The 19,164-nt window shown below is 44.4% G+C and carries 19 protein-coding genes; 15 read left to right on the forward strand and 4 right to left on the reverse strand.

The window, feature by feature from the left end; translation table 11 throughout:
• Positions 1–72: 72 nt before the first annotated feature.
• Positions 73–657, forward strand: a complete 585-nt coding sequence (locus AC3CH4_RS00325) for a hypothetical protein (RefSeq protein WP_488543125.1) — start codon at positions 73–75, stop codon at positions 655–657.
• Positions 658–894: 237 nt separating this feature from the next.
• On the opposite strand, the gene AC3CH4_RS00330 is transcribed toward AC3CH4_RS00325, so the two are convergent.
• Entirely contained in the window at positions 895–1,773 is an 879-nt protein-coding gene (locus AC3CH4_RS00330; protein ID WP_102497588.1) for a carboxylate/amino acid/amine transporter, read from the reverse strand.
• Positions 1,774–1,825: 52 nt separating this feature from the next.
• Positions 1,826–2,260, reverse strand: coding sequence for a universal stress protein UspA (gene uspA / locus AC3CH4_RS00335; RefSeq protein WP_029225116.1), 435 nt, complete (start codon positions 2,258–2,260; stop codon positions 1,826–1,828).
• A gap of 189 nt (positions 2,261–2,449) precedes the next feature.
• Here uspA and ftnA point away from each other — a divergent pair, with 189 nt between their 5' ends.
• The 3 genes from ftnA (at position 2,450) to AC3CH4_RS00350 (ending at position 4,800) form a co-directional block, all read left to right on the forward strand.
• Positions 2,450–2,977 (forward strand): non-heme ferritin, encoded by a 528-nt coding sequence (gene ftnA / locus AC3CH4_RS00340; RefSeq protein WP_017075506.1) that lies wholly within the window; start codon positions 2,450–2,452, stop codon positions 2,975–2,977.
• Positions 2,978–3,045: 68 nt separating this feature from the next.
• Positions 3,046–3,369 carry a universal stress protein UspB gene (gene uspB, locus AC3CH4_RS00345; protein ID WP_017075505.1) on the forward strand — a complete coding sequence of 108 codons (324 nt, stop codon included), beginning with the start codon at positions 3,046–3,048 and terminating at the stop codon, positions 3,367–3,369.
• Positions 3,370–3,606: 237 nt separating this feature from the next.
• Positions 3,607–4,800 carry a BaiN/RdsA family NAD(P)/FAD-dependent oxidoreductase gene (locus tag AC3CH4_RS00350; RefSeq protein ID WP_017075504.1) on the forward strand — a complete coding sequence of 398 codons (1,194 nt, stop codon included), beginning with the start codon at positions 3,607–3,609 and terminating at the stop codon, positions 4,798–4,800.
• A 149-nt stretch (positions 4,801–4,949) separates the two neighbouring features.
• Here the strand turns inward: AC3CH4_RS00350 and AC3CH4_RS00355 are convergent, their stop codons facing one another.
• Complete coding sequence (locus tag AC3CH4_RS00355) at positions 4,950–5,858, reverse strand: DMT family transporter (RefSeq protein ID WP_474356011.1); 909 nt, start codon at positions 5,856–5,858, stop codon at positions 4,950–4,952.
• Between the two features lie 138 nt (positions 5,859–5,996).
• On the opposite strand from AC3CH4_RS00355, the gene rmuC reads away from it, so the two are divergent.
• From rmuC to tatC, 7 genes are all read left to right on the forward strand, one after another.
• Positions 5,997–7,529 (forward strand): DNA recombination protein RmuC, encoded by a 1,533-nt coding sequence (gene rmuC / locus AC3CH4_RS00360; protein ID WP_488543126.1) that lies wholly within the window; start codon positions 5,997–5,999, stop codon positions 7,527–7,529.
• Positions 7,530–7,594: 65 nt separating this feature from the next.
• Complete coding sequence (gene ubiE / locus AC3CH4_RS00365; RefSeq protein WP_341635425.1) at positions 7,595–8,374, forward strand: bifunctional demethylmenaquinone methyltransferase/2-methoxy-6-polyprenyl-1,4-benzoquinol methylase UbiE; 780 nt, start codon at positions 7,595–7,597, stop codon at positions 8,372–8,374.
• A gap of 98 nt (positions 8,375–8,472) precedes the next feature.
• Entirely contained in the window at positions 8,473–9,078 is a 606-nt protein-coding gene (locus AC3CH4_RS00370; protein ID WP_488543127.1) for a ubiquinone biosynthesis accessory factor UbiJ, read from the forward strand.
• Positions 9,075–10,709, forward strand: coding sequence for a ubiquinone biosynthesis regulatory protein kinase UbiB (gene ubiB, locus AC3CH4_RS00375; RefSeq protein WP_171328720.1), 1,635 nt, complete (start codon positions 9,075–9,077; stop codon positions 10,707–10,709). The genes AC3CH4_RS00370 and ubiB overlap by 4 nt, the downstream gene beginning before the upstream one ends.
• Positions 10,710–10,763: 54 nt before the next feature.
• A complete protein-coding gene (gene tatA / locus AC3CH4_RS00380) occupies positions 10,764–11,018 on the forward strand; it encodes a Sec-independent protein translocase subunit TatA (protein WP_004735565.1) in 255 nt (84 codons plus the stop codon).
• 3 nt (positions 11,019–11,021) lie between these two features.
• Positions 11,022–11,429: a Sec-independent protein translocase protein TatB gene (gene tatB / locus AC3CH4_RS00385; RefSeq protein ID WP_004735566.1), complete on the forward strand. Its 408-nt coding sequence runs from the start codon at positions 11,022–11,024 to the stop codon at positions 11,427–11,429.
• A gap of 144 nt (positions 11,430–11,573) precedes the next feature.
• On the forward strand, positions 11,574–12,329 hold the full coding sequence (gene tatC, locus AC3CH4_RS00390; RefSeq protein ID WP_004735567.1) for a twin-arginine translocase subunit TatC: 756 nt from the start codon (positions 11,574–11,576) through the stop codon (positions 12,327–12,329).
• 361 nt (positions 12,330–12,690) lie between these two features.
• Here tatC and AC3CH4_RS00395 read toward each other — a convergent pair whose 3' ends face one another.
• Positions 12,691–13,452 carry a TatD family hydrolase gene (locus AC3CH4_RS00395; RefSeq protein ID WP_054548002.1) on the reverse strand — a complete coding sequence of 254 codons (762 nt, stop codon included), beginning with the start codon at positions 13,450–13,452 and terminating at the stop codon, positions 12,691–12,693.
• Positions 13,453–13,660: 208 nt separating this feature from the next.
• Between AC3CH4_RS00395 and hemB the strand changes: the two genes are divergently transcribed.
• The 4 genes from hemB (at position 13,661) to spfP (ending at position 18,950) form a co-directional block, all read left to right on the forward strand.
• Positions 13,661–14,704, forward strand: a complete 1,044-nt coding sequence (gene hemB, locus AC3CH4_RS00400; RefSeq protein WP_017095616.1) for a porphobilinogen synthase — start codon at positions 13,661–13,663, stop codon at positions 14,702–14,704.
• A gap of 78 nt (positions 14,705–14,782) precedes the next feature.
• On the forward strand, positions 14,783–15,217 hold the full coding sequence (locus AC3CH4_RS00405) for a GNAT family N-acetyltransferase (RefSeq protein ID WP_237300534.1): 435 nt from the start codon (positions 14,783–14,785) through the stop codon (positions 15,215–15,217).
• A gap of 678 nt (positions 15,218–15,895) precedes the next feature.
• Positions 15,896–18,709 (forward strand): DNA polymerase I, encoded by a 2,814-nt coding sequence (polA, locus tag AC3CH4_RS00410; protein ID WP_065207366.1) that lies wholly within the window; start codon positions 15,896–15,898, stop codon positions 18,707–18,709.
• Positions 18,710–18,902: 193 nt separating this feature from the next.
• Positions 18,903–18,950: a small protein SpfP gene (gene spfP, locus AC3CH4_RS00415; protein WP_438356636.1), complete on the forward strand. Its 48-nt coding sequence runs from the start codon at positions 18,903–18,905 to the stop codon at positions 18,948–18,950.
• The last annotated feature ends 214 nt before the right edge of the window (positions 18,951–19,164 follow it).

Here is a 19,164-nt window from a genome sequence, read left to right on the forward strand (position 1 = left end):
ACACTTGCGATAGCCGCGTTACGGATGTATATCTAACTAAGAATCATTATTATTCTTAGCTGGAGTTGTAGCATGGCTAAACGCTTTTGTAAGTTAAACCGTCGAGATATTACCGAACACCTAGGAGAGATCCACAGTTTGGTTACCCAACCTAAGTTTGTGTGTCGTTCTTGTGCACGTTCATCGGCGGACGAAGCAAACCTATGCAAACCAACCGCAATTCCCCCTCTTGGTTGCCAGAATAAGCCTGACGAAGAAAAAGTCGCGTGTGGACTGTTGGCTGAAACATTGCCAGCGCCAGAGTTATCGCTTGCGGAAATTAACGAGACCCTTGAACCTACTGTGAAAATGTTCGATCCAGCCGTTGCTGAGATTGAAGATAAAGCATCTATTACGGATAAAGCATCACAGAAAAAAGCCAAGCTGATGGCCAAGGCGAGTGGTGATGATAAATCGGAGCTTAAACAAGCGAAGAAAGCGGCGAAGAAACAAGAGAAGTACAACAAAAAGCTTGCGAAGATGATTAAGAAGCAGCAAAAGCTGTTTAAGAAAAGCCAAAAACTGGAAAGTGACCTTGAACGCATCAACCTACAACTTGATGACGTTGCCTTCACTGAAAGCAAGACTCAGGTAGTGAGCCACAATCACATCCACTGAAGTTAATTCGAAGAGCTTATTGCTGCGCAGATGATTTAAAAAGAGCGACCTACGGTCGCTCTTTTGCTTTTTTGGTCTTAGTTTAAATAAACATCTTGCGAGTCAAATAAATCTTGTTAGCTAAATACAGCTTGTTAGTTAACTAAAGCCTGTTAGCTAAATACAGCTTATTAGTTAACTAAAGATTGTTAGCTAAATACAGCTTATTAGTTAACTAAAGATTGTTAGCTTAACGCGCTAGGCATTACTAGCATCTCTCGCAACACGCTTCTTTACCCAAGTCTCATTCACAAGCAGAGACAGTAAGATAACGCCTCCACCAATGGCAAGGCGAACCAAATCGACATCTCTGTTCCAAATCAGGATATTCACCACAAGGCCAGCTGGAACCAATGCATTGTTCATCACGGCCAGTGCACCTGTATTAACCATGCATGCGCCTTTATTCCACATAAAGTAACCCAGGCCCGAGGCAATTAAGCCAAGGTAGATCAGGATTCCCCATTGAAGTGTGGTTGTTGGCAGTTTCTCAGGGTTGCCCAGTAGCAGGAAAGCAACCGAAGCCACACACAACGCGCCTAAGTAGAAATAGCCAAATACAGTGCGCTGAGGTAGTTCAGCGGATTCCTTCTCCATTACCACCTTATAACCCACCTGACCGATAGCAAAGCACAGGTTCGCGCCTTGAACGACAAGGAAGCCGACTAAGAAGTTGTCGTTGATACCGGCAAACTTAATGAACACCGCGCCTAATACTGCAATAGCGGCTGTCACTAGATACCAAGGTGAGAATTGCCCTTTGAGAAAGTCATAAATAAGAGTGACATAAATTGGGGTAAATACGGTAAAAAGAAGGACTTCAGGTACGGAGAGCAGCAAGAAAGATTGATAGTAGAAGCAGTACATCAGCCCAAGCTGAATACCACCAATGGCCATCAATTTTCCGATCAGCTTACGCGAGACACCGCGAAACTTAAGGAAGGGAAGAAACACGATACCAGCAAGGGCAACACGCATCAGAACAGAGAACCAAGAATCAACCTGACCAGCAAGGTAAACGCCGATCAGGCTAAAGGAGAACGCCCATAGGAGGGTAACACCAGCTAAATAGCTCATAGTAAAACTTCGTTAATAAGATATGAGCTGTATGTTACCTAACCTTAAATCATTAGTCTTCTGAATCTCTTAGAGGCACGACCAGCATATCAACGGGTGAAGAGTTGATCAGTTGTCGTGTTGAAGAAAGCAGCTTGCTCCAAAAATCTTGATGGTGACCGCAGACAACCAAATCGACATTGAACTCATTGATGGTGTCACATAGCTCATGGCTCAAGTCGCCACTGCCCACCAAAGTGTGAGTGATTGGGTATTGAGCGTAGTCAGCAAAATTTTGTAGCTGAATACGAGAGGCTTCCATCGCATTGTGTTGGGTTTCGGCCATGTTGATATCAATCAGGCCGGTATAAAGCTCTGCGTAGTTAATATCGATATGGATAAAAGAGACTTTGGCTTCCAATGGCTTAGCCAATGCTACCGCTTTATCCACAAGTAATTTGCTGTCATCTGATAAATCGACTGCGACCAAAATATGTTTGTAACTCATATTGCTACCTCTTTTATTCATTGTCTGATTAAAGATTAGCACTATGTGATGCCTTTTTTTGCTGAAGTGATCTCATATCCACCGTCTTGCGTAGTGATAGTCCGAAATATCGGTTAACTAATGGTCAGCGAGATATTCATTAAATAGTGATATAGTAAAGAAAATTGAGGGTGTAATTAGGAGTCTTAAATGCTGTCAAAAACTATGGTTGAGCAACTGAACGATCAAATTAATCTAGAATTTTTCTCATCCAACCTATACTTACAAATGAGTGCTTGGTGTGAAGACAAAGGATTTGAAGGTGCAGCAGAGTTTCTGCGTGTTCATGCAGTAGAAGAAATGGAACATATGCAGCGTCTTTTCACTTACGTTAGTGAAACAGGTGCAATGCCAATTCTTGGTGCGATTGAAGCGCCAAAACATGAATTCGAAAGCCTTGGCGCAGTGTTTCGTGAAACCTATGAACATGAGCAAATGATCACTGAAAAGATCAACAAACTGGCCCACGTTGCTTTCACATCACAAGACTACTCAACCTTCAACTTCCTGCAATGGTACGTTGCAGAGCAACACGAAGAAGAGAAGTTGTTTAAAGGTGTATTGGATAAGCTAGAGCTCGTTGGTGAAGACGGTAAAGCACTGTTCTTTATTGATAAAGACCTAGCGCAATTGGCAAAAGATGGTTCATCTTCAATTATGGAAGCTCCTGCAGTTTAGGCTGTAAGAAAAAGACACTGATTATCTTTTTCTCTTGAGTATTCCCTTGAAGATGTAGGGAGGAAAGGATGATCAGCGGCGACACTATTCTATTTGCACTAATGGTTGTGACATGTTTGAACTGGGCGCGATATCTTACTGCGCTAAGAACACTTATTTATATCATGCGAGAAGCTCACCCTCTGCTTTATCAACAAGTGGATGGCGGTGGTTTTTTCACAACCCATGGCAATATGACCAAACAAGTTCGCTTGTTTAGTTACATAAAAAGTAAAGAGTATCACCATCATCATGATGCCGTGTTTACGACAAAATGTGATCGAGTGAGACAGTTATTTATATTGTCCGTCTCTCTACTTGGTGTAACGCTACTGTCTTCATTCATCGTTTAAATTTTAAGATGATTTGAGTGATTAATTAGAACTCGATTCGCTGAATCAGTCGCCCGCTTTATGTTGTGGATGCTGACAGAAATTTGCACGAATGAACATCAATTGCAAAGTTGAAAATTGCCGTTAGAATAGCGAGCAATTAGTAAGGATGTGCTGTTATGCACATCCTTTTTTATTGGTGGCGTTATGAGCACAAGGTGTGCTTCGTGATGCAAAAGTGAAGAAAGCAGAACCGCAATGAGTGAAAAATTTGACGTAATCGTAATTGGCGCAGGTGCAGCTGGCTTAATGTGTGCAGCAGAAGCAGGCAAACGCGGCCGACGAGTACTCGTCGTAGATCATGCAAAAAAACCGGGAAGAAAAATCCTTATTGCTGGTGGCGGTCGCTGTAACTTTACTAATTATGATGTCAGTGCTAATCACTTCCTGTGTAATAACAGCCACTTTGTGAAATCGGCACTTTCTCAATACACCAATTGGGATTTTATCTCGATGGTAAGTAAGCACGGTATTGAATTTGAAGAACGCGATCACGGGCAACTGTTCTGTGTGAATGACCATAACTCAAAAGATATCGTCACCATGCTGCTAGCAGAATGTAAGCAAGCAAAGGTTGAAGAACGTTACCGTTGTGATGTTCATTCGATTGAGAAAACAGACGCTGGCTTCAAGATGCATCTCAATACCGATGAAGTTGAGTGTGATTCATTGGTGATTGCAACCGGTGGCCTTTCAATGCCAAAACTGGGCGCGACCCCATTTGGCTATAAAGTAGCTGAGCAGTTTGGTTTGTCGGTTGTTCCAACAACCGCTGGTTTGGTGCCGTTTACTCTGCATAAAGAAGACAAAGAAGCCTTTGCTGAGCTTTCCGGTATCGCGATTCCTGCCGAGATCACTGCGCAAGACGGCACTTTATTCAAAGAAGCGCTACTGTTTACTCACCGCGGCCTATCTGGTCCTTCGGTACTGCAAATCTCTTCATTCTGGAAAGCAGGTCAATCTGTTTCTATCAATCTTGTACCTGAAGTGGACGTTGCCGAGTTACTTGAAAATTCTCGCGAGAAGCACCCAAATCAGAGCTTGAAAAATACTTTAGCGAAAGCATTACCAAAGCGTTTCGTTGAGGTGTTGATAGACCGCAAAGAGCTCGAAGACAAACCGCTCAAGCAGTTCAACGAAAAGCAGTTGAATGACATTGTAGAACATCTAGAGAACTGGAAAATCGCGCCAAACGGCACCGAAGGTTACCGAACGGCCGAAGTGACTCTAGGCGGTGTAGACACCAATCACCTATCCTCAAAAACGATGGAATGTAAGACGGTCTCTGGCCTCTACTTCATCGGTGAAGTAATGGATGTAACCGGTTGGTTAGGCGGCTATAACTTCCAATGGTGCTGGAGCTCAGGCTTTGCAGCAGGCCAGTGGGTTTAAGTTTTTAGCTTACCCATTAGATTTAAATTACATAAAAATGGCGAGTCATAGGGCTCGCCATTTTTGTTTCTAAAGTTTGCTATCGCTACTCACTCTGGAGGGTGTGTAGTGCGAGAATTTTAGTTTCGTTGGCTATCAGCTATCAGCTATCAGCTATCAGGGTTGAGGTTGTTTTTCTTCTTTCCCCATTTGATCTGTTGAATAACCAAACCCGCAATGATCAGCATTAAACCAAATAGTGTCGCAGGGTGGATTTCTTCGCCAATAATGGTCGAAAGTAGCATCAATGAGATAAATGGTGAGGCAAAAATTAGATTGCTGATACGCGCTGTATTGTTGGTCAGTTTTAGCGCTGAGAGCCACAGCACAAAGGTAATACCCATCTCGAATAGGCCTACGTAAGTCACGGCCATCCAACCTTTCGCTGTGATTTGGCTAAAGCTTTCGCCTTCGTAAAGGGTTAAACCAATCGCGAATGGTAGCGCCACTAAGAAACCAAGCAATACACCCACCACAGGGTCAGCTTTATTTTTGGTATTGAGAATCCAGTATCCCGCCCAAAGCAGCGTTGAAAGCAGAGCCAGTGCCACACCTAGTGGACTATCGAATTGCATTCCCAGTACATCACCTTTGGTGGCAATGACCACCACGCCCGCATAGCTGAAGGTACAAGCAACCCAATCTTGTTTGCGAATTTTTTGCCCCAGAAAAACTGCCGCCATTAAGGTTAGGGTGATTGCCCAACTGTAGTTGATGGCTTGAGCCTGAGAAGCGGGCAGTAAATCGTATGCTTTGAAGAGAATCAGGTAGTAAGCCAATGGGTTGACTAAACCAAGCAATAAGTAATACCAAGGGTTTGAAAGAAACGTAGTACTCAACTGAGAAAGCTTGCCTTGAAAGGCACAGATGGCAATCAATGCGATAGAAGACACAATGCTAGCGATGGTCAGCATTTGGATCGGTGAAAACTCAGCAAGGGTCAGCTTAAAAGCAGTAGCAACTGTTGACCACAGTAATACTGCGGAAAGGCCAAAGCCCAAGGCACGACGTTCGTTCATAGCAACTCATTCTAATGTGATGGGGCAGAATACGGAGCGCCTAGTCTATCTGTCGAATTTTAATACGGCAAACTGGACATTTATCCAGTATCAAAATACCATTTAATGAGTTATTTCCAATTAGGCTAAATCATTATCATGCAATGGATTATCGAACACCAAGCAACGCTTATTGCTGCAATTTCTGGCGCGCTCGTCAGCGGTGGCGTTGTGGGTTGGTGGGTTAAACAGAAGCTCTCTTTTCAGCAGCGATTGCTGGAGCAGCAACTTAAGTCCGATCGTTTGTTGCATGAGTCTCAACAGGCGCAGCTCAAGTCATCGCTCGCAGAGGCACAACAAGAGCTCAATGAACTGGATGACGACCGAGACAAAGCGGCATTCGAGCTCAAGCAGGCGCACGGCAAGGTGATGGCCGCAATGGAAAAGCTGCGCTATTTTGAAGCCGTGAAACAAGAGCGCCAGCAGTACGCCGATGATATCAATGTTCTTAAGGAGCATAAGTCTGAGTTAGAGGCTGAACTTCGAGAACAAGAAGCAAGACACGATCAAGAAAACCTCGCCAACAATGAAAAGCTGCAATTGTTAGAACAAGCGGAATTTCGATTGAAGCAACAGTTTGAACTGTTAGCAAATCAACTATTTGAGAGTAAAACTGCCAAGGTTGACCAGCAGAACAAACAGAGCTTGGAAGGTTTGTTGTCGCCGCTGAAAGAGCAATTAGAGGGCTTCAAGAAGCAAGTCAATGACAGCTTTAGCCAAGAAGCCAAAGAGCGTCATACCTTGGTGCATGAGCTTAAAAACCTGCAGCGTCTTAATGAGAGCATGACACGTGAAGCTGTGAATCTGACTCAAGCTCTAAAGGGTGATAACAAGCAGCAAGGTAATTGGGGAGAGGTAGTACTTGCGCGAGTGCTCGCTGAATCAGGGCTGCGAGAAGGCCATGAATACCAAACTCAAGTGAACCTGCAAAACGATGCAGGCAAGCGTTACCAACCGGATGTGATTGTGCATTTGCCACAAGACAAGCAAGTGGTGGTGGATTCAAAAATGGCCTTGGTGGCGTTTGAGCGTTACTTCAATGCTGAAACTGATCAACAACGTGATGTTGCATTGCGTGATCACTTGGTGTCGCTGCGCGCGCATATTAAGGGTTTAAGCCAAAAAGATTATCACCAACTTAAAGGCATTCAGAGCCTTGATTATGTGCTGATGTTTATTCCGGTAGAGCCTGCGTTTCAGGTGGCGATTCAAGCCGATCCTAGCTTAGTCAAAGATGCGATGGAGCAAAACATTATCTTGGTCAGCCCTACGACCCTGCTGGTGGCACTGCGCACCATTGATAACCTGTGGCGTAATGACCGACAGAACCAGAACGCGCAAGTTATCGCTGAACGCGCGAGCAAGCTTTACGACAAATTACGCCTGTTCGTTGATGATATGGAAGGTCTCGGAAGCTCATTAGATAGAGCCAACCAAAGCTACCAAGGAGCAATGAATAAGCTAGTGACTGGGCGTGGCAATGTGATTCGTCAAGCTGAAAGCTTCAAACACCTTGGTGTTGAAGTGAAAAAGTCGATCTCGATTGGGATAGCTGAAATGGCTCAAAATGAGGCTTTTTCAGAAAATGCCTCCTTAGTAGAAAGACAACCCGCTGAGGATAAAGTAAACTAATCGGCCGCAGCGCCTTTAAATACAGAGTGCGCTGTCGACGAGAACTTACCATGGTAGATAACAGCATTATGGACACAAGCGTGCAGACAAATTCAGTAGTAGAGTCAGAAACCACACACTTTGGTTTCGAAACAGTCGCAAAAGACGAAAAAGTCGCGAAAGTAGCAGAGGTATTTCACTCTGTAGCCGCTAAATACGACATCATGAATGATCTAATGTCGGGTGGTGTTCACCGCTTGTGGAAGCGATTCACGATTGATTGCAGTGGCGTTCGCCCTGGTCAACGTATCCTAGACCTTGGTGGTGGTACTGGCGACCTGACTGCGAAATTCTCGCGTATCGTTGGCGAAAAAGGCCACGTGGTTCTTGCTGATATTAACAACTCAATGCTGAATGTTGGCCGCGATAAGCTGCGTGATAGCGGTATTGTTGGCAATGTACATTACGTACAAGCGAATGCTGAAGAGTTGCCTTTCCCTGACAACTACTTCGATTGCATTACGATCAGCTTTTGTCTGCGTAACGTAACCGATAAAGACCAAGCACTGCGTTCAATGTATCGCGTACTTAAGCCGGGTGGTCGTCTGTTGGTTCTTGAGTTTTCTAAGCCAGTACTTGAACCACTATCAAAGGTTTACGACGCATACTCTTTCCACCTGTTACCAAAAATGGGTGAGCTGATTGCTAACGATGCAGACAGCTACCGTTACCTTGCAGAATCTATCCGCATGCACCCGAACCAAGAAACTTTGGAAGGCATGATGCAAGAAGCGGGTTTTGAAAATACAAAATACTTCAACCTAACGGGCGGCATTGTTGCGCTGCACCGAGGTTACAAGTTCTAATCGAACTTGGTAGCAGGCTCGTTTAGTGTGCTAGAAAATAAGAATAAAGATAGAACGGATAGGTTAAGGCTTATCCGTTTTCAAAGGTAAGGACAGTCATGCCATTTGATCCATTGGTAACCGCGGTTATTGAAACCTCTTTAAATACTTTAGTGAACGATGATCCAACGTTGGTTCGTCGTTTATCTCGTTTAAAAGGGCAGATCATTCAAGTCAATTTGAAAGAGTTGAATAAAACACTCACCTTCGTTTTCAGCCAGCAGATTGATGTGTTGTCGGAATATGAAGGGCAACCGGATTGTTACCTATCTTTGAACCTATCGGTGCTGCCTGAATTGCGTGAGCAATCGAACATCACTAAGTTGATCAAGCAAGATAAGTTGATTTTAGAAGGTGATATTCAGCTGGCGCAGAAGTTTGCTCAACTAATGACAGACTGCAAGCCTGATTTGGAAGAGTGGTTGTCACGTGTGACTGGCGATGTGGTTGCTCACACCTTGGTACAAGGCGTTAAAAACGTCGGTAGCCTTGTGGCGAAGCAAGCAACTAAGCATCAAAACCATGTTGCTCAGGTTTTGACTGAAGAGTGGAAGATTGCACCGGCTCCGCTAGAAGTGGTGAATTTTTGCGATCAGGTTGATGACATAAAAAGCTCAGTTGCCCGCCTTGAAGCTAAATTGAACGCTCTGTTGGAGAAAGCATGACCCCAACAGAACTGAAACGTCTTTATCATATTATCAAGGTACAGTTAGAGTATGGCCTTGATGAATTGATGCCTGAGCACCATTTGACTAAAGCCCCATTGTTGGCGAGAAAGTCTCTGTTTTGGCTCAAGAACAAGCATCAAGATAAAGAATTGGGTCAGCGCTTGCGTCTCGCTTTGCAAGAGTTAGGGCCTGTGTGGATCAAGTTTGGTCAAATGATGTCAACGCGTCGTGACCTATTTCCTCCTCATATCGCTGATCAATTGGCTTTATTGCAAGACCAAGTGGCGCCATTTGATGGTCAACTGGCCAAGCAAGACATGGAAAAGGCACTGGGTGGCAGTCTAGATAACTGGTTTACCGACTTTGATATCGAGCCATTGGCTTCTGCTTCTATTGCTCAGGTGCATACTGCAAAGCTAAAAGAGAGCGGCCGCGAGATTGTTCTGAAGGTAATTCGACCTGATATTCGCCCGGTGATTGATGCAGATCTAAAACTGATGCACCGAATGGCGCGTATAGTCGCTAAGTCTCTTCCTGAAGCACGTCGTTTGAAACCTGTTGAAGTCGTTCATGAGTACGAAAAAACGCTAATCGATGAACTGGACCTGCGCCGTGAGGCGGCAAATGCCATTCAGCTACGACGTAATTTTGAAGGCAGCGAAGAGCTGTATGTTCCAGAGGTTATCTCTGATTTAAGCAGTGAAAGCTTGATGGTGTCAGAGCGAATCTACGGTATTCAAGTATCGGATATCGCGACATTGGAAGCTAACGGCACCAACATGAAATTGCTGGCTGAACGTGGCGTGACGGTATTCTTTACCCAAGTATTCCGAGACAGCTTTTTCCATGCGGATATGCACCCAGGCAACGTATTCGTTAACCCTGAAAATCCAGAAAACCCTCAGTGGATTGGCTTAGATTGTGGCATTGTCGGCACGCTAAACAGTGAAGATAAGCGCTACTTAGCAGAGAATTTACTGGCTTTCTTTAATCGAGATTATCGTAAAGTTGCAGAGCTACATGTCGATTCAGGTTGGGTGCCACACGACACCAACGTTAACGATTTCGAGTTCGCGATTCGCATGGTGTGTGAGCCAATTTTTGCAAAACCACTTGGCGAGATCTCATTTGGCCATGTGTTGCTAAACTTATTTAATACAGCAAGACGTTTCAACATGGAGGTTCAACCTCAGTTGGTGCTTCTTCAAAAGACCTTGTTGTATGTCGAAGGCCTAGGCCGTCAGTTGTATCCGCAACTTGATTTGTGGGCAACGGCGAAGCCTTTCCTTGAAACCTGGATGATGAATCAGGTGGGGCCGCAAGCTGTGATTAACGCAGTAAAAGAGCGTGCGCCATTCTGGGCAGAAAAACTGCCAGAGCTGCCAGAGCTACTTTATGACAGCTTGCGCCAAGGTAAAGCCATGAACCACAGAATGGATCAGCTTTATCAAGGTTACCGAGATAGTAAGCGTCAGCAAGCAACAGGAAAGTTTTTGTTTGGCGTTGGAGCTACTTTAGTCGTATGCTCCGCAATATTAGTTTCAAGCCCTTATGAGCAGCTATCTATGGGCTGTGGCATCGCAGGTGTCACATTTTGGCTGCTAAGTTGGCGAGCTTACCGTCGTTAGACAGTAGACTCCCTTAATATTTTTTATGTGTAGACAGACCCGAGGACAATGACAATGGGTGGTATCAGTATTTGGCAACTTCTAATCATTGCTGTGATTGTAATTTTACTTTTCGGAACGAAGAAACTGCGCGGCATGGGCGGTGACTTAGGTTCAGCGGTGAAAGGCTTCAAAAAAGCAATGAGCGATGAAGACAAGCCTGCAGATAAGAAAGACGCAGACTTTGAACCAAAGAACATTGAACAGCAGAAGAAAGAAGCTAGCGCTGAAACGACTGCTGAAACAAAGAAAGACAAAGAGCAGGCGTAAATCGTGTTTGATATCGGTTTTTGGGAACTGGTATTAATATCTGTCGTTGGGTTAGTCGTTTTAGGACCTGAGCGTTTGCCTGTGGCGATTCGCAGTATTTCCAAGTTTGTTGGACAAGCGAAAAGCATGGCAAACAGTGTGAAAGATGAACTTTCTCACGAGCTTAAGGTGCAAGAGCTGCAAGAAAACCTACGCAAGGCGGAAAAAATGGGTATGGAAGATTTATCTCCAGACCTAAAAGCATCAGTTGATGAACTTAAGCAGGCCGCTGCTCAAGTTCAACGCCCGTATGCTAAGCCTGAGTCTGATAAGCCGAGTGAGACTGAACCTAGTGTCACGGAAACTGTGGAATCTGAAACCATTCAGGTCAACAGTGAAGCTTCAGCACCGTCAGATAAGAAAGCCGAATAGTCTCGCAAGGAGGAGTCGCCAGATACTTATGTAGTTATTTAAGTAGACAGCTATTTAAGTAAATAACTATTCAAGTGGATACCAATTCAACTGGATAGATAGGTGCGCGGCTCCTTTTCGATCTTCCTGTTTAAGAGGTTTGACATGTCTTCGACTGAGCAGACACAGCCTTTAATTAGCCATCTTCTAGAACTGCGTAATCGCCTATTGCGCGCGATTGTTGCGGTTCTGGTGGTGTTTGTTGGGCTAATTTATTTCGCTAATGATATTTATGAGTTCGTCTCTGCACCTTTGGTAGATCGCTTACCTGAAGGCGCGACGATGATCGCAACAGATGTAGCGTCACCATTTTTTACACCCTTAAAACTGACCTTGATCGCGTCTATATTCCTCGCGGTTCCGTTTATTTTGTATCAGGTGTGGGCTTTTGTCGCTCCGGGCTTATACAAGCATGAGAAGCGCTTGATCATGCCGTTATTGGCTTCAAGCTCATTGCTGTTTTACTGTGGTGTGGCGTTCGCTTACTTCATTGTATTCCCTTTGGTATTTGGCTTTTTTACCGCTATATCATTAGGGGGAGTAGAGTTCGCAACCGACATATCGAGTTATCTTGATTTTGTACTCGCGCTGTTCTTTGCCTTTGGTATCGCTTTTGAAGTGCCAGTAGCCATTATCTTGCTATGTTGGACGGGTGCAACGACACCTAAAGAACTGGCAGAGAAGCGCCCTTACATTGTTGTAGGTGCGTTTATTGTCGGCATGATGCTAACGCCGCCTGATATGATTTCGCAAACACTGTTGGCGATTCCAATGTGTATTCTGTTTGAGATTGGTCTGTTCTTCGCGCGTTTCTATGTGCGTAAACCAGATGCGGATGAAGAGGAAGAAGCGGAGTCTTAATTCGCAGATGCCATGTTTGCAGATGCTATGTTCGCAGATGCTAAAGCAGTAGTCATCACGGATGAGCATGATCGTTAGAGTTCTTCAGTAAAAATCACATAATAAAAAAGCGGCCCTAGGCCGCTTTTTTATTATGTCTGTTTATCGAATCTTTAACTGATAACCACAGTTTTGGCATATATAGAGCTCTTTGATGCCCCAAATTTTATGCCATAGAGTTCGATGTTGACGTTGTAAGTGTTGTGAATGGTCACACATAATCAACTACCTCCATATGCAGGCGGTTGATAGTATACATATCACATTGTTTTCTCAAATAAATTGAGGGTAAATCCGTAATATTCACTTATTAATAGATTCATCATAGATTAAATAATGATTTAGCATTGATGGTGGTTATGTTTTCGACTTCTTCAAGGGTAATTCCGCGTAATTCAGCGACGCGTTTTGCCACCAGTTCGGTGTACGCGGGCTCGTTGCGTTTACCGCGATTCGGTGTTGGTGCCAAATACGGGCAATCTGTCTCTAGGATGACGTAATTCATATCAAGATGTGGGATTACCTTATCCATCCCCGAGTTCTTAAAGGTCGATACGCCGCCTAAACCTAAATGAAAGCCTAGCTCGTTGATCGCTTGAGCTTCCTCTAAGCTGCTGCCAAAGCAGTGGAATACGCCGCGTAAGCTTCCATCTTGTTCTTTGCGAAGTAGGGTGAGTGTTTCTTCAATGGAATCTCGCGTGTGGATCACCACAGGTAGATTGAGCTCTTTTGCCCACTGCAGCTGAGTCACAAACGCCATCTCTTGTTCTGCTTTAAAGGTTTTATCCCAGTACAGGTCGATACCTATCTCACCCACGGCGATAAAGTCATGCTTATCGAACCAAGCTCGAATGGTTTTCAGGGTCTGTTCGATATTTGCATCCACATAACAAGGATGTAAGCCCATCATTGAACGACATACCTCCGGAAACTGAGCTTCCGTCGCGAGCATTGGCTCGATAGATTCTAAATCGATGTTAGGCAGTAGAATCGTATCAATGCCTTGAGCAAGCGCGCGTTGCACGACTTGTTCGCGGTCTTCATCGAATTCGCTCGCGTAAATATGGGCGTGGGTGTCGATCATTATTGTGTCCTGAAAGCAGTCTTTTCTGAGTTGTCATGAGTATACGGCAGTGTGAGGAGAAGGTCATTTTTTGCCATTTATCCCTGTTTTTGAGTGGGTTTTATATTTTACTGTTAGCGTCCTGAGCCATCAGTGATATGCTTTTGCCTGTATTTTGCACTTTTCATATCTAAGCATTTCGGTGCTTAGACTAGGCAAGGAGAATCTAGTGTCTGTTTCAATTCAAGGTCAATTCCCAGGTCGCCGTATGCGCCGTATGCGTAAGCACGACTTTAGCCGTCGCCTAATGGCAGAAAATCAATTGTCTGTGGATGATCTAATCTACCCAATGTTTATTCTTATGGGTAAAGAGCGTCGTGAGCCTGTAGAGTCAATGCCAGGCGTTGAACGCCTGTCTATCGATCTTATGCTTGAGGAAGCGGATTACCTGTCAAAATTGGGTGTTCCTGCAATTGCTCTGTTTCCGGTAGTGAACCAAGATGCTAAAAGTTTATGCGCGGCTGAAGCTCATAACTCTGAAGGTTTGGTACAACGAGCAGTACGCTTACTCAAAGAGCACGTGCCAAATATGGGGGTGATTACTGACGTAGCACTGGATCCGTTCACTACTCACGGTCAAGACGGCATCATCGATGAAGATGGTTACGTGATGAATGACGAGACGACTGAAGTCTTAATCAAGCAGGCTCTGTCTCATGCTGAAGCGGGTGCTGATGTGGTTGCACCGTCGGATATGATGGATGGCCGTATTGGTAAAATCCGTGAAGCGTTAGAAGAAGCTGGCTACATTCATACTCAAATCATGGCGTACTCTGCAAAATATGCATCGTGCTACTACGGCCCATTCCGTGATGCAGTTGGCAGTGCTTCGAACCTGAAAGGCGGTAACAAGAAGAACTACCAGATGGATCCAGCCAACAGCGATGAAGCGATTCATGAAGTCGCGATGGATCTTAATGAAGGTGCGGACATGGTGATGGTGAAACCAGGCATGCCTTACCTTGATATTGTTCGTCGTGTTAAGCACGAACTGCAAGCGCCTACGTTTGCTTACCAAGTATCTGGTGAATACGCGATGCACAAAGCGGCGATTCAAAACGGCTGGCTGAAAGAGCGCGAAACCGTCATGGAATCACTGTTGTGCTTTAAGCGTGCTGGCGCTGATGGCATCCTGACGTATTTCGCTAAAGATGTCGCAGAGTGGCTTGCTGAAGATAACGCACTAGCTGCTGAGCACTTGCAAGGCAAGTAAGTACGATCAAGCAAACCATATGATCACCAAAGGGTTGGCCGTTGTGCCAGCCCTTTTGTTTTATGAGGATGAAACAAGATGTCTGTTATTGTGCGTGAAGGCTCATTAGAAGAGGTTGTTTCTGTTGTTGAACAGATTACCGAGTTTGCCAAAAAAGAGAGTGTAGCGTCTTTATCGGAGCGATTAGCGGGTAAAACAAGCCTGATCCTCGTTGCTGAAGAGGCGGGTGTGTTACTGGGTTTTAAGATCGGTTATGAATTGGATGAAAACACGTTTTACAGCTGGTTTGGTGGCGTATCACCGATCGCAAGGAATAAAGGTGTTGCACAGGCGCAATTAGATACTCAAGAACAGTGGGTGAAGCAACAGGGCTACCAACAGCTGAAAGTGAAATCTCGTAACCAGTTTCCTGCGATGCTGCGTCTGTTATTGAGAAACGGTTACCTAATCGAAAAATTAGAAGAAAAAGAAGACATTAATGCCCATAGAATTCATTTTTTGAAGCAAATTTGAGCACTGTGGTGAACGGTTTATAAATTAAATGAGATTTATTATCATTTAATTGTTGACTATTAAATGAGAATCATTATTATTAACTTCGTCTTAGGGAATGAGGAAATGTTCACAAGGATGTTAAGTACTCAAGTATCTACTTGGTTACCCAACAGAATTCTCGCGAACTTGTACTAAGTTCTTTTTGACACGACATTGCTCACATTGCTTCCAGTGTAATTTATAGCTTTTAGGTAAAGCTGTGGTATTCAATTTGAATGGCTTTACCGGTTTTTGCTAGGCGACATCTTCGGGTGTCGCTTTTTTTATACCTCCATTTCAACAAGATGCATATTTAGTGGCACGTTTTTTTATGAATAAAACGCCATCAGCATTCTTTTCCACAATGCAAGATCGAGAAAAGATCGTTGATCATATGTTCGATCTGTAATTTTATCGTTTATTTTCAGTGGTTTATTTGCGTTTTTTTGGTGGTTTACCTTAGTTCTCAACAGGGTGGGTAAATAATATAAACAGAGTTATCCACAGAACGCTTGTGTCTAAGAACAAAAAATAACAACAAATCGATTATTACGAACACAACCGAGTGAACGGATACAGATCGACAACGTAGAATCCAACCAACAGACGTGGCATTCTTAACAGATAATTTCTGTACTTACTGGATTCACAAACATTATGGCTCGTATTCCTGATAATCCATTGATTCTGATCGATGGCTCTTCTTACCTATATCGCGCGTTCCATGCTTACCCTGGCACCATGAGCAATGGTGATATCCCAACGAATGCTGTTTATGGTGTGGTTAACATGCTACGCAGCATGATGCGTCAATTTGCTTCTGATCGTATTGCGGTTATTTTTGATGCGAAAGGGAAAACGTTCCGTGATGATATGTACCCAGAGTACAAAGCAAACCGCCCACCGATGCCTGACGATCTTCGTTGCCAGATAGAACCATTGCACAATGTGATTCGTGCGATGGGTTTACCACTTATCTCTATTCCTGGCGTTGAAGCAGATGATGTGATTGGTACGTTGGCTTCTCAAGCTTCTGCGATGGGTATGCCTGTGCTTATTAGTACCGGTGATAAAGATATGGCGCAGCTGGTCGATGACAACGTTACCCTAATCAACACCATGACCAACGTGGTGATGGATCGTGAAGGTGTTATTGAGAAGTTTGGTATTCCGCCTGAGCTTATTATCGATTATCTCGCGCTGATGGGCGATAAAGTGGATAACATTCCGGGCATTCCAGGTGTTGGTGATAAGACCGCAACAGCATTGCTGCAAGGTATCGGTAGTATCGAAAAGTTGTATCAAAACCTTGATGATATTGCGGCGCTTGGTTTCCGTGGTTCGAAAACCATGGCTAAGAAGCTGGCTGATAATAAAGACAATGCTGATATGTCTTACCAGCTTGCGACGATTAAGTTAGATGTTGAACTTGAAGAGACACCAGAGTCACTCGTCAAAGCACAGCCGAATATCGACGAGCTGATCAAACTATACGGCCAACTGGTTTTCAAATCTTGGTTGAACGAGCTGCTTGAAGGTGGCAGTGGTGTGGTTGAGGCGGATGAAAGATCTGCAGCAACGGGAGCTGGTTCAGTACGCAGCAGCGCTTCTGCAACAACGTCTACTGTAGAGATGAATACGTCTGCCGTGACGATTGATCGCAGTAACTACGAAACCATCCTCGATGAAGCGTCATTCAATGTTTGGCTAGAAAAGCTTAAAGCAGCTGAATTGTTTGCTTTCGATACTGAAACAGACAGCTTAGATTACATGGTCGCTAACCTTGTCGGCCTGTCATTCGCAACCGAAGAAGGCGTTGCCGCTTACGTACCTGTTGCCCATGACTACTTAGACGCACCGCAGCAGCTGGATCGTGATTGGGTACTTGAACAGCTTAAGCCGATTCTTGAAGATGATGCTCAAGCAAAAGTGGGGCAAAACCTAAAGTACGATATGAGTGTGCTAGCGCGCTACGGTATCGAGATGAAAGGCATCAAACACGACACTATGCTGGCGTCTTACGTTTTCAATAGCGTAGGTGGCAAGCACGATATGGACAGCCTAGCGCTACGCTTCCTACAGCATAGCTGCATCTCATTTGAGCAAATCGCAGGTAAAGGTAAGAAACAACTTACTTTCAACCAGATTGAGCTGGGTGAAGCGTCTCCATACGCTGCAGAAGATGCTGACGTGACACTACGTCTGCATAACCGCCTGATGGAAAACATCGAGCAAGATGAAAAGCTTAAAACCATCTATGAAGAAATCGAAGTACCACTGATTCCTGTGATGTCTCGCATTGAGCGTACTGGCGTATTCATCGATGACATGCTGTTAGGGGCTCAATCACAAGAGATTGCGGTTCGTCTGGATGAGTTAGAGCAGAAAGCTTACGAGATTGCAGAGCAAGAGTTCAACATGAACTCGCCAAAACAGCTGCAAGCGATCCTGTTTGAAAAAATGGGTCTACCGGTTATCAAGAAAACGCCATCAGGTGCGCCTTCAACTAACGAAGAAGTGTTGCAAGAGCTGGCCCTTGATTACCCGTTGCCTAAGCTGATCATTGAGTATCGTGGCCTTGCGAAACTGAAGTCTACTTACACAGATAAACTGCCGAAGATGATCAACGCTGAAACGGGTCGCGTTCATACTTCTTACCACCAAGCGGTAACGGCAACCGGTCGTTTGTCTTCGACTGATCCAAACCTACAAAATATCCCAATTCGTAATGAAGAAGGTCGTCGTATTCGCCAAGCATTCGTTGCACAACATGGTTGGAAGATCCTAGCGGTCGATTACTCTCAAATTGAATTGCGTATCATGGCGCACCTATCGGCTGATAAAGCGCTGCTGGAAGCGTTCCAACAAGGCAAAGATATTCACGCGGCAACGGCTGCTGAGATTATCGGCGTGGCTATTGATCAAGTTACCACTGAACAGCGTCGTCGTGCTAAAGCCGTTAACTTCGGCCTTATTTACGGCATGAGTGCCTTTGGCTTGGCTAAGCAACTGGGGATTCCTCGTGGTGAAGCACAGCACTACATGGACACTTACTTTGAACGCTACCCTGGTGTAATGCAGTACATGGAAGACACACGCAGCGCTGCTTCAGAGCAAGGCTTCGTTGAAACCATTTACGGTCGTCGGTTGCACCTGCCTGAAATCCAATCTCGTAATGGCATGCGTCGTAAAGCCGCTGAACGTGCGGCGATCAATGCACCGATGCAAGGTACTGCAGCAGACATCATTAAGAAAGCGATGTTGTTAGTGGATGAGTGGATTCAAGCGGAAGGCGATGGTCGTGTGAAGCTATTGATGCAAGTACACGATGAATTGGTATTTGAAGTTCAAGAGTCAGCTTTAGCCGAAATTGAAAGTAAAGTACAAGAATTGATGGAGTCAGCCGCTGATCTAGAAGTACCGTTAGTCGCGGAAGCAGGCCACGGTGACAACTGGGATCAAGCCCACTAATCAGTTTTTGACCTTATTGAGTGAATTAGTATGAGCCAGTGCACAAACACTGGCTTTTTTTTGTCTCGAATAAAGTTAAACCGTAAGAAGAATTTAGGTGTTTTAATAAAACATTCATGAAAAAAAACTACAAAAATTGTTTTCATTTCTGAGCAATTGTTGTACATTAAATCTTGTAGGGTACAGAGGTAAGATGTTCTATCTTTCAGACCTTTTGTTTCACGTTATTGGATTAGGCTGATTCAGCCGCCCCAGTCAGTATTTGACTGGGGCGTTTTTTCTTGTGCGAAAGAAAAATATTTCTAACCTACTATTACTCCCGTAAACTCGCCCTTTTTAGTGTCTTTTCTTACGCTTTCTCAAGCTCAGTGATAAACACCTGATTTGCCTTAGATCTGGAATTCGATCAGCATTTGGTAATTTAAATCCGTCTCTAATTTGATTGTTTTATCATT

This window comes from Vibrio sp. QJM3NY_26 (genome assembly GCF_057786005.1).

Coding starts and splice junctions, on each gene's coding strand:
- AC3CH4_RS00325 (WP_488543125.1), top strand. CDS start 73: ATGGCTAAACGCTTTTGTAAGTTAAACCGTCGAGATATTACCGAACAC.
- AC3CH4_RS00330 (WP_102497588.1), bottom strand. CDS start 1,773: ATGAGCTATTTAGCTGGTGTTACCCTCCTATGGGCGTTCTCCTTTAGC.
- uspA (WP_029225116.1), bottom strand. CDS start 2,260: ATGAGTTACAAACATATTTTGGTCGCAGTCGATTTATCAGATGACAGC.
- ftnA (WP_017075506.1), top strand. CDS start 2,450: ATGCTGTCAAAAACTATGGTTGAGCAACTGAACGATCAAATTAATCTA.
- uspB (WP_017075505.1), top strand. CDS start 3,046: ATGATCAGCGGCGACACTATTCTATTTGCACTAATGGTTGTGACATGT.
- AC3CH4_RS00350 (WP_017075504.1), top strand. CDS start 3,607: ATGAGTGAAAAATTTGACGTAATCGTAATTGGCGCAGGTGCAGCTGGC.
- AC3CH4_RS00355 (WP_474356011.1), bottom strand. CDS start 5,858: ATGAACGAACGTCGTGCCTTGGGCTTTGGCCTTTCCGCAGTATTACTG.
- rmuC (WP_488543126.1), top strand. CDS start 5,997: ATGCAATGGATTATCGAACACCAAGCAACGCTTATTGCTGCAATTTCT.
- AC3CH4_RS00370 (WP_488543127.1), top strand. CDS start 8,473: ATGCCATTTGATCCATTGGTAACCGCGGTTATTGAAACCTCTTTAAAT.
- ubiB (WP_171328720.1), top strand. CDS start 9,075: ATGACCCCAACAGAACTGAAACGTCTTTATCATATTATCAAGGTACAG.
- tatA (WP_004735565.1), top strand. CDS start 10,764: ATGGGTGGTATCAGTATTTGGCAACTTCTAATCATTGCTGTGATTGTA.
- tatC (WP_004735567.1), top strand. CDS start 11,574: ATGTCTTCGACTGAGCAGACACAGCCTTTAATTAGCCATCTTCTAGAA.
- AC3CH4_RS00395 (WP_054548002.1), bottom strand. CDS start 13,452: ATGATCGACACCCACGCCCATATTTACGCGAGCGAATTCGATGAAGAC.
- AC3CH4_RS00405 (WP_237300534.1), top strand. CDS start 14,783: ATGTCTGTTATTGTGCGTGAAGGCTCATTAGAAGAGGTTGTTTCTGTT.
- polA (WP_065207366.1), top strand. CDS start 15,896: ATGGCTCGTATTCCTGATAATCCATTGATTCTGATCGATGGCTCTTCT.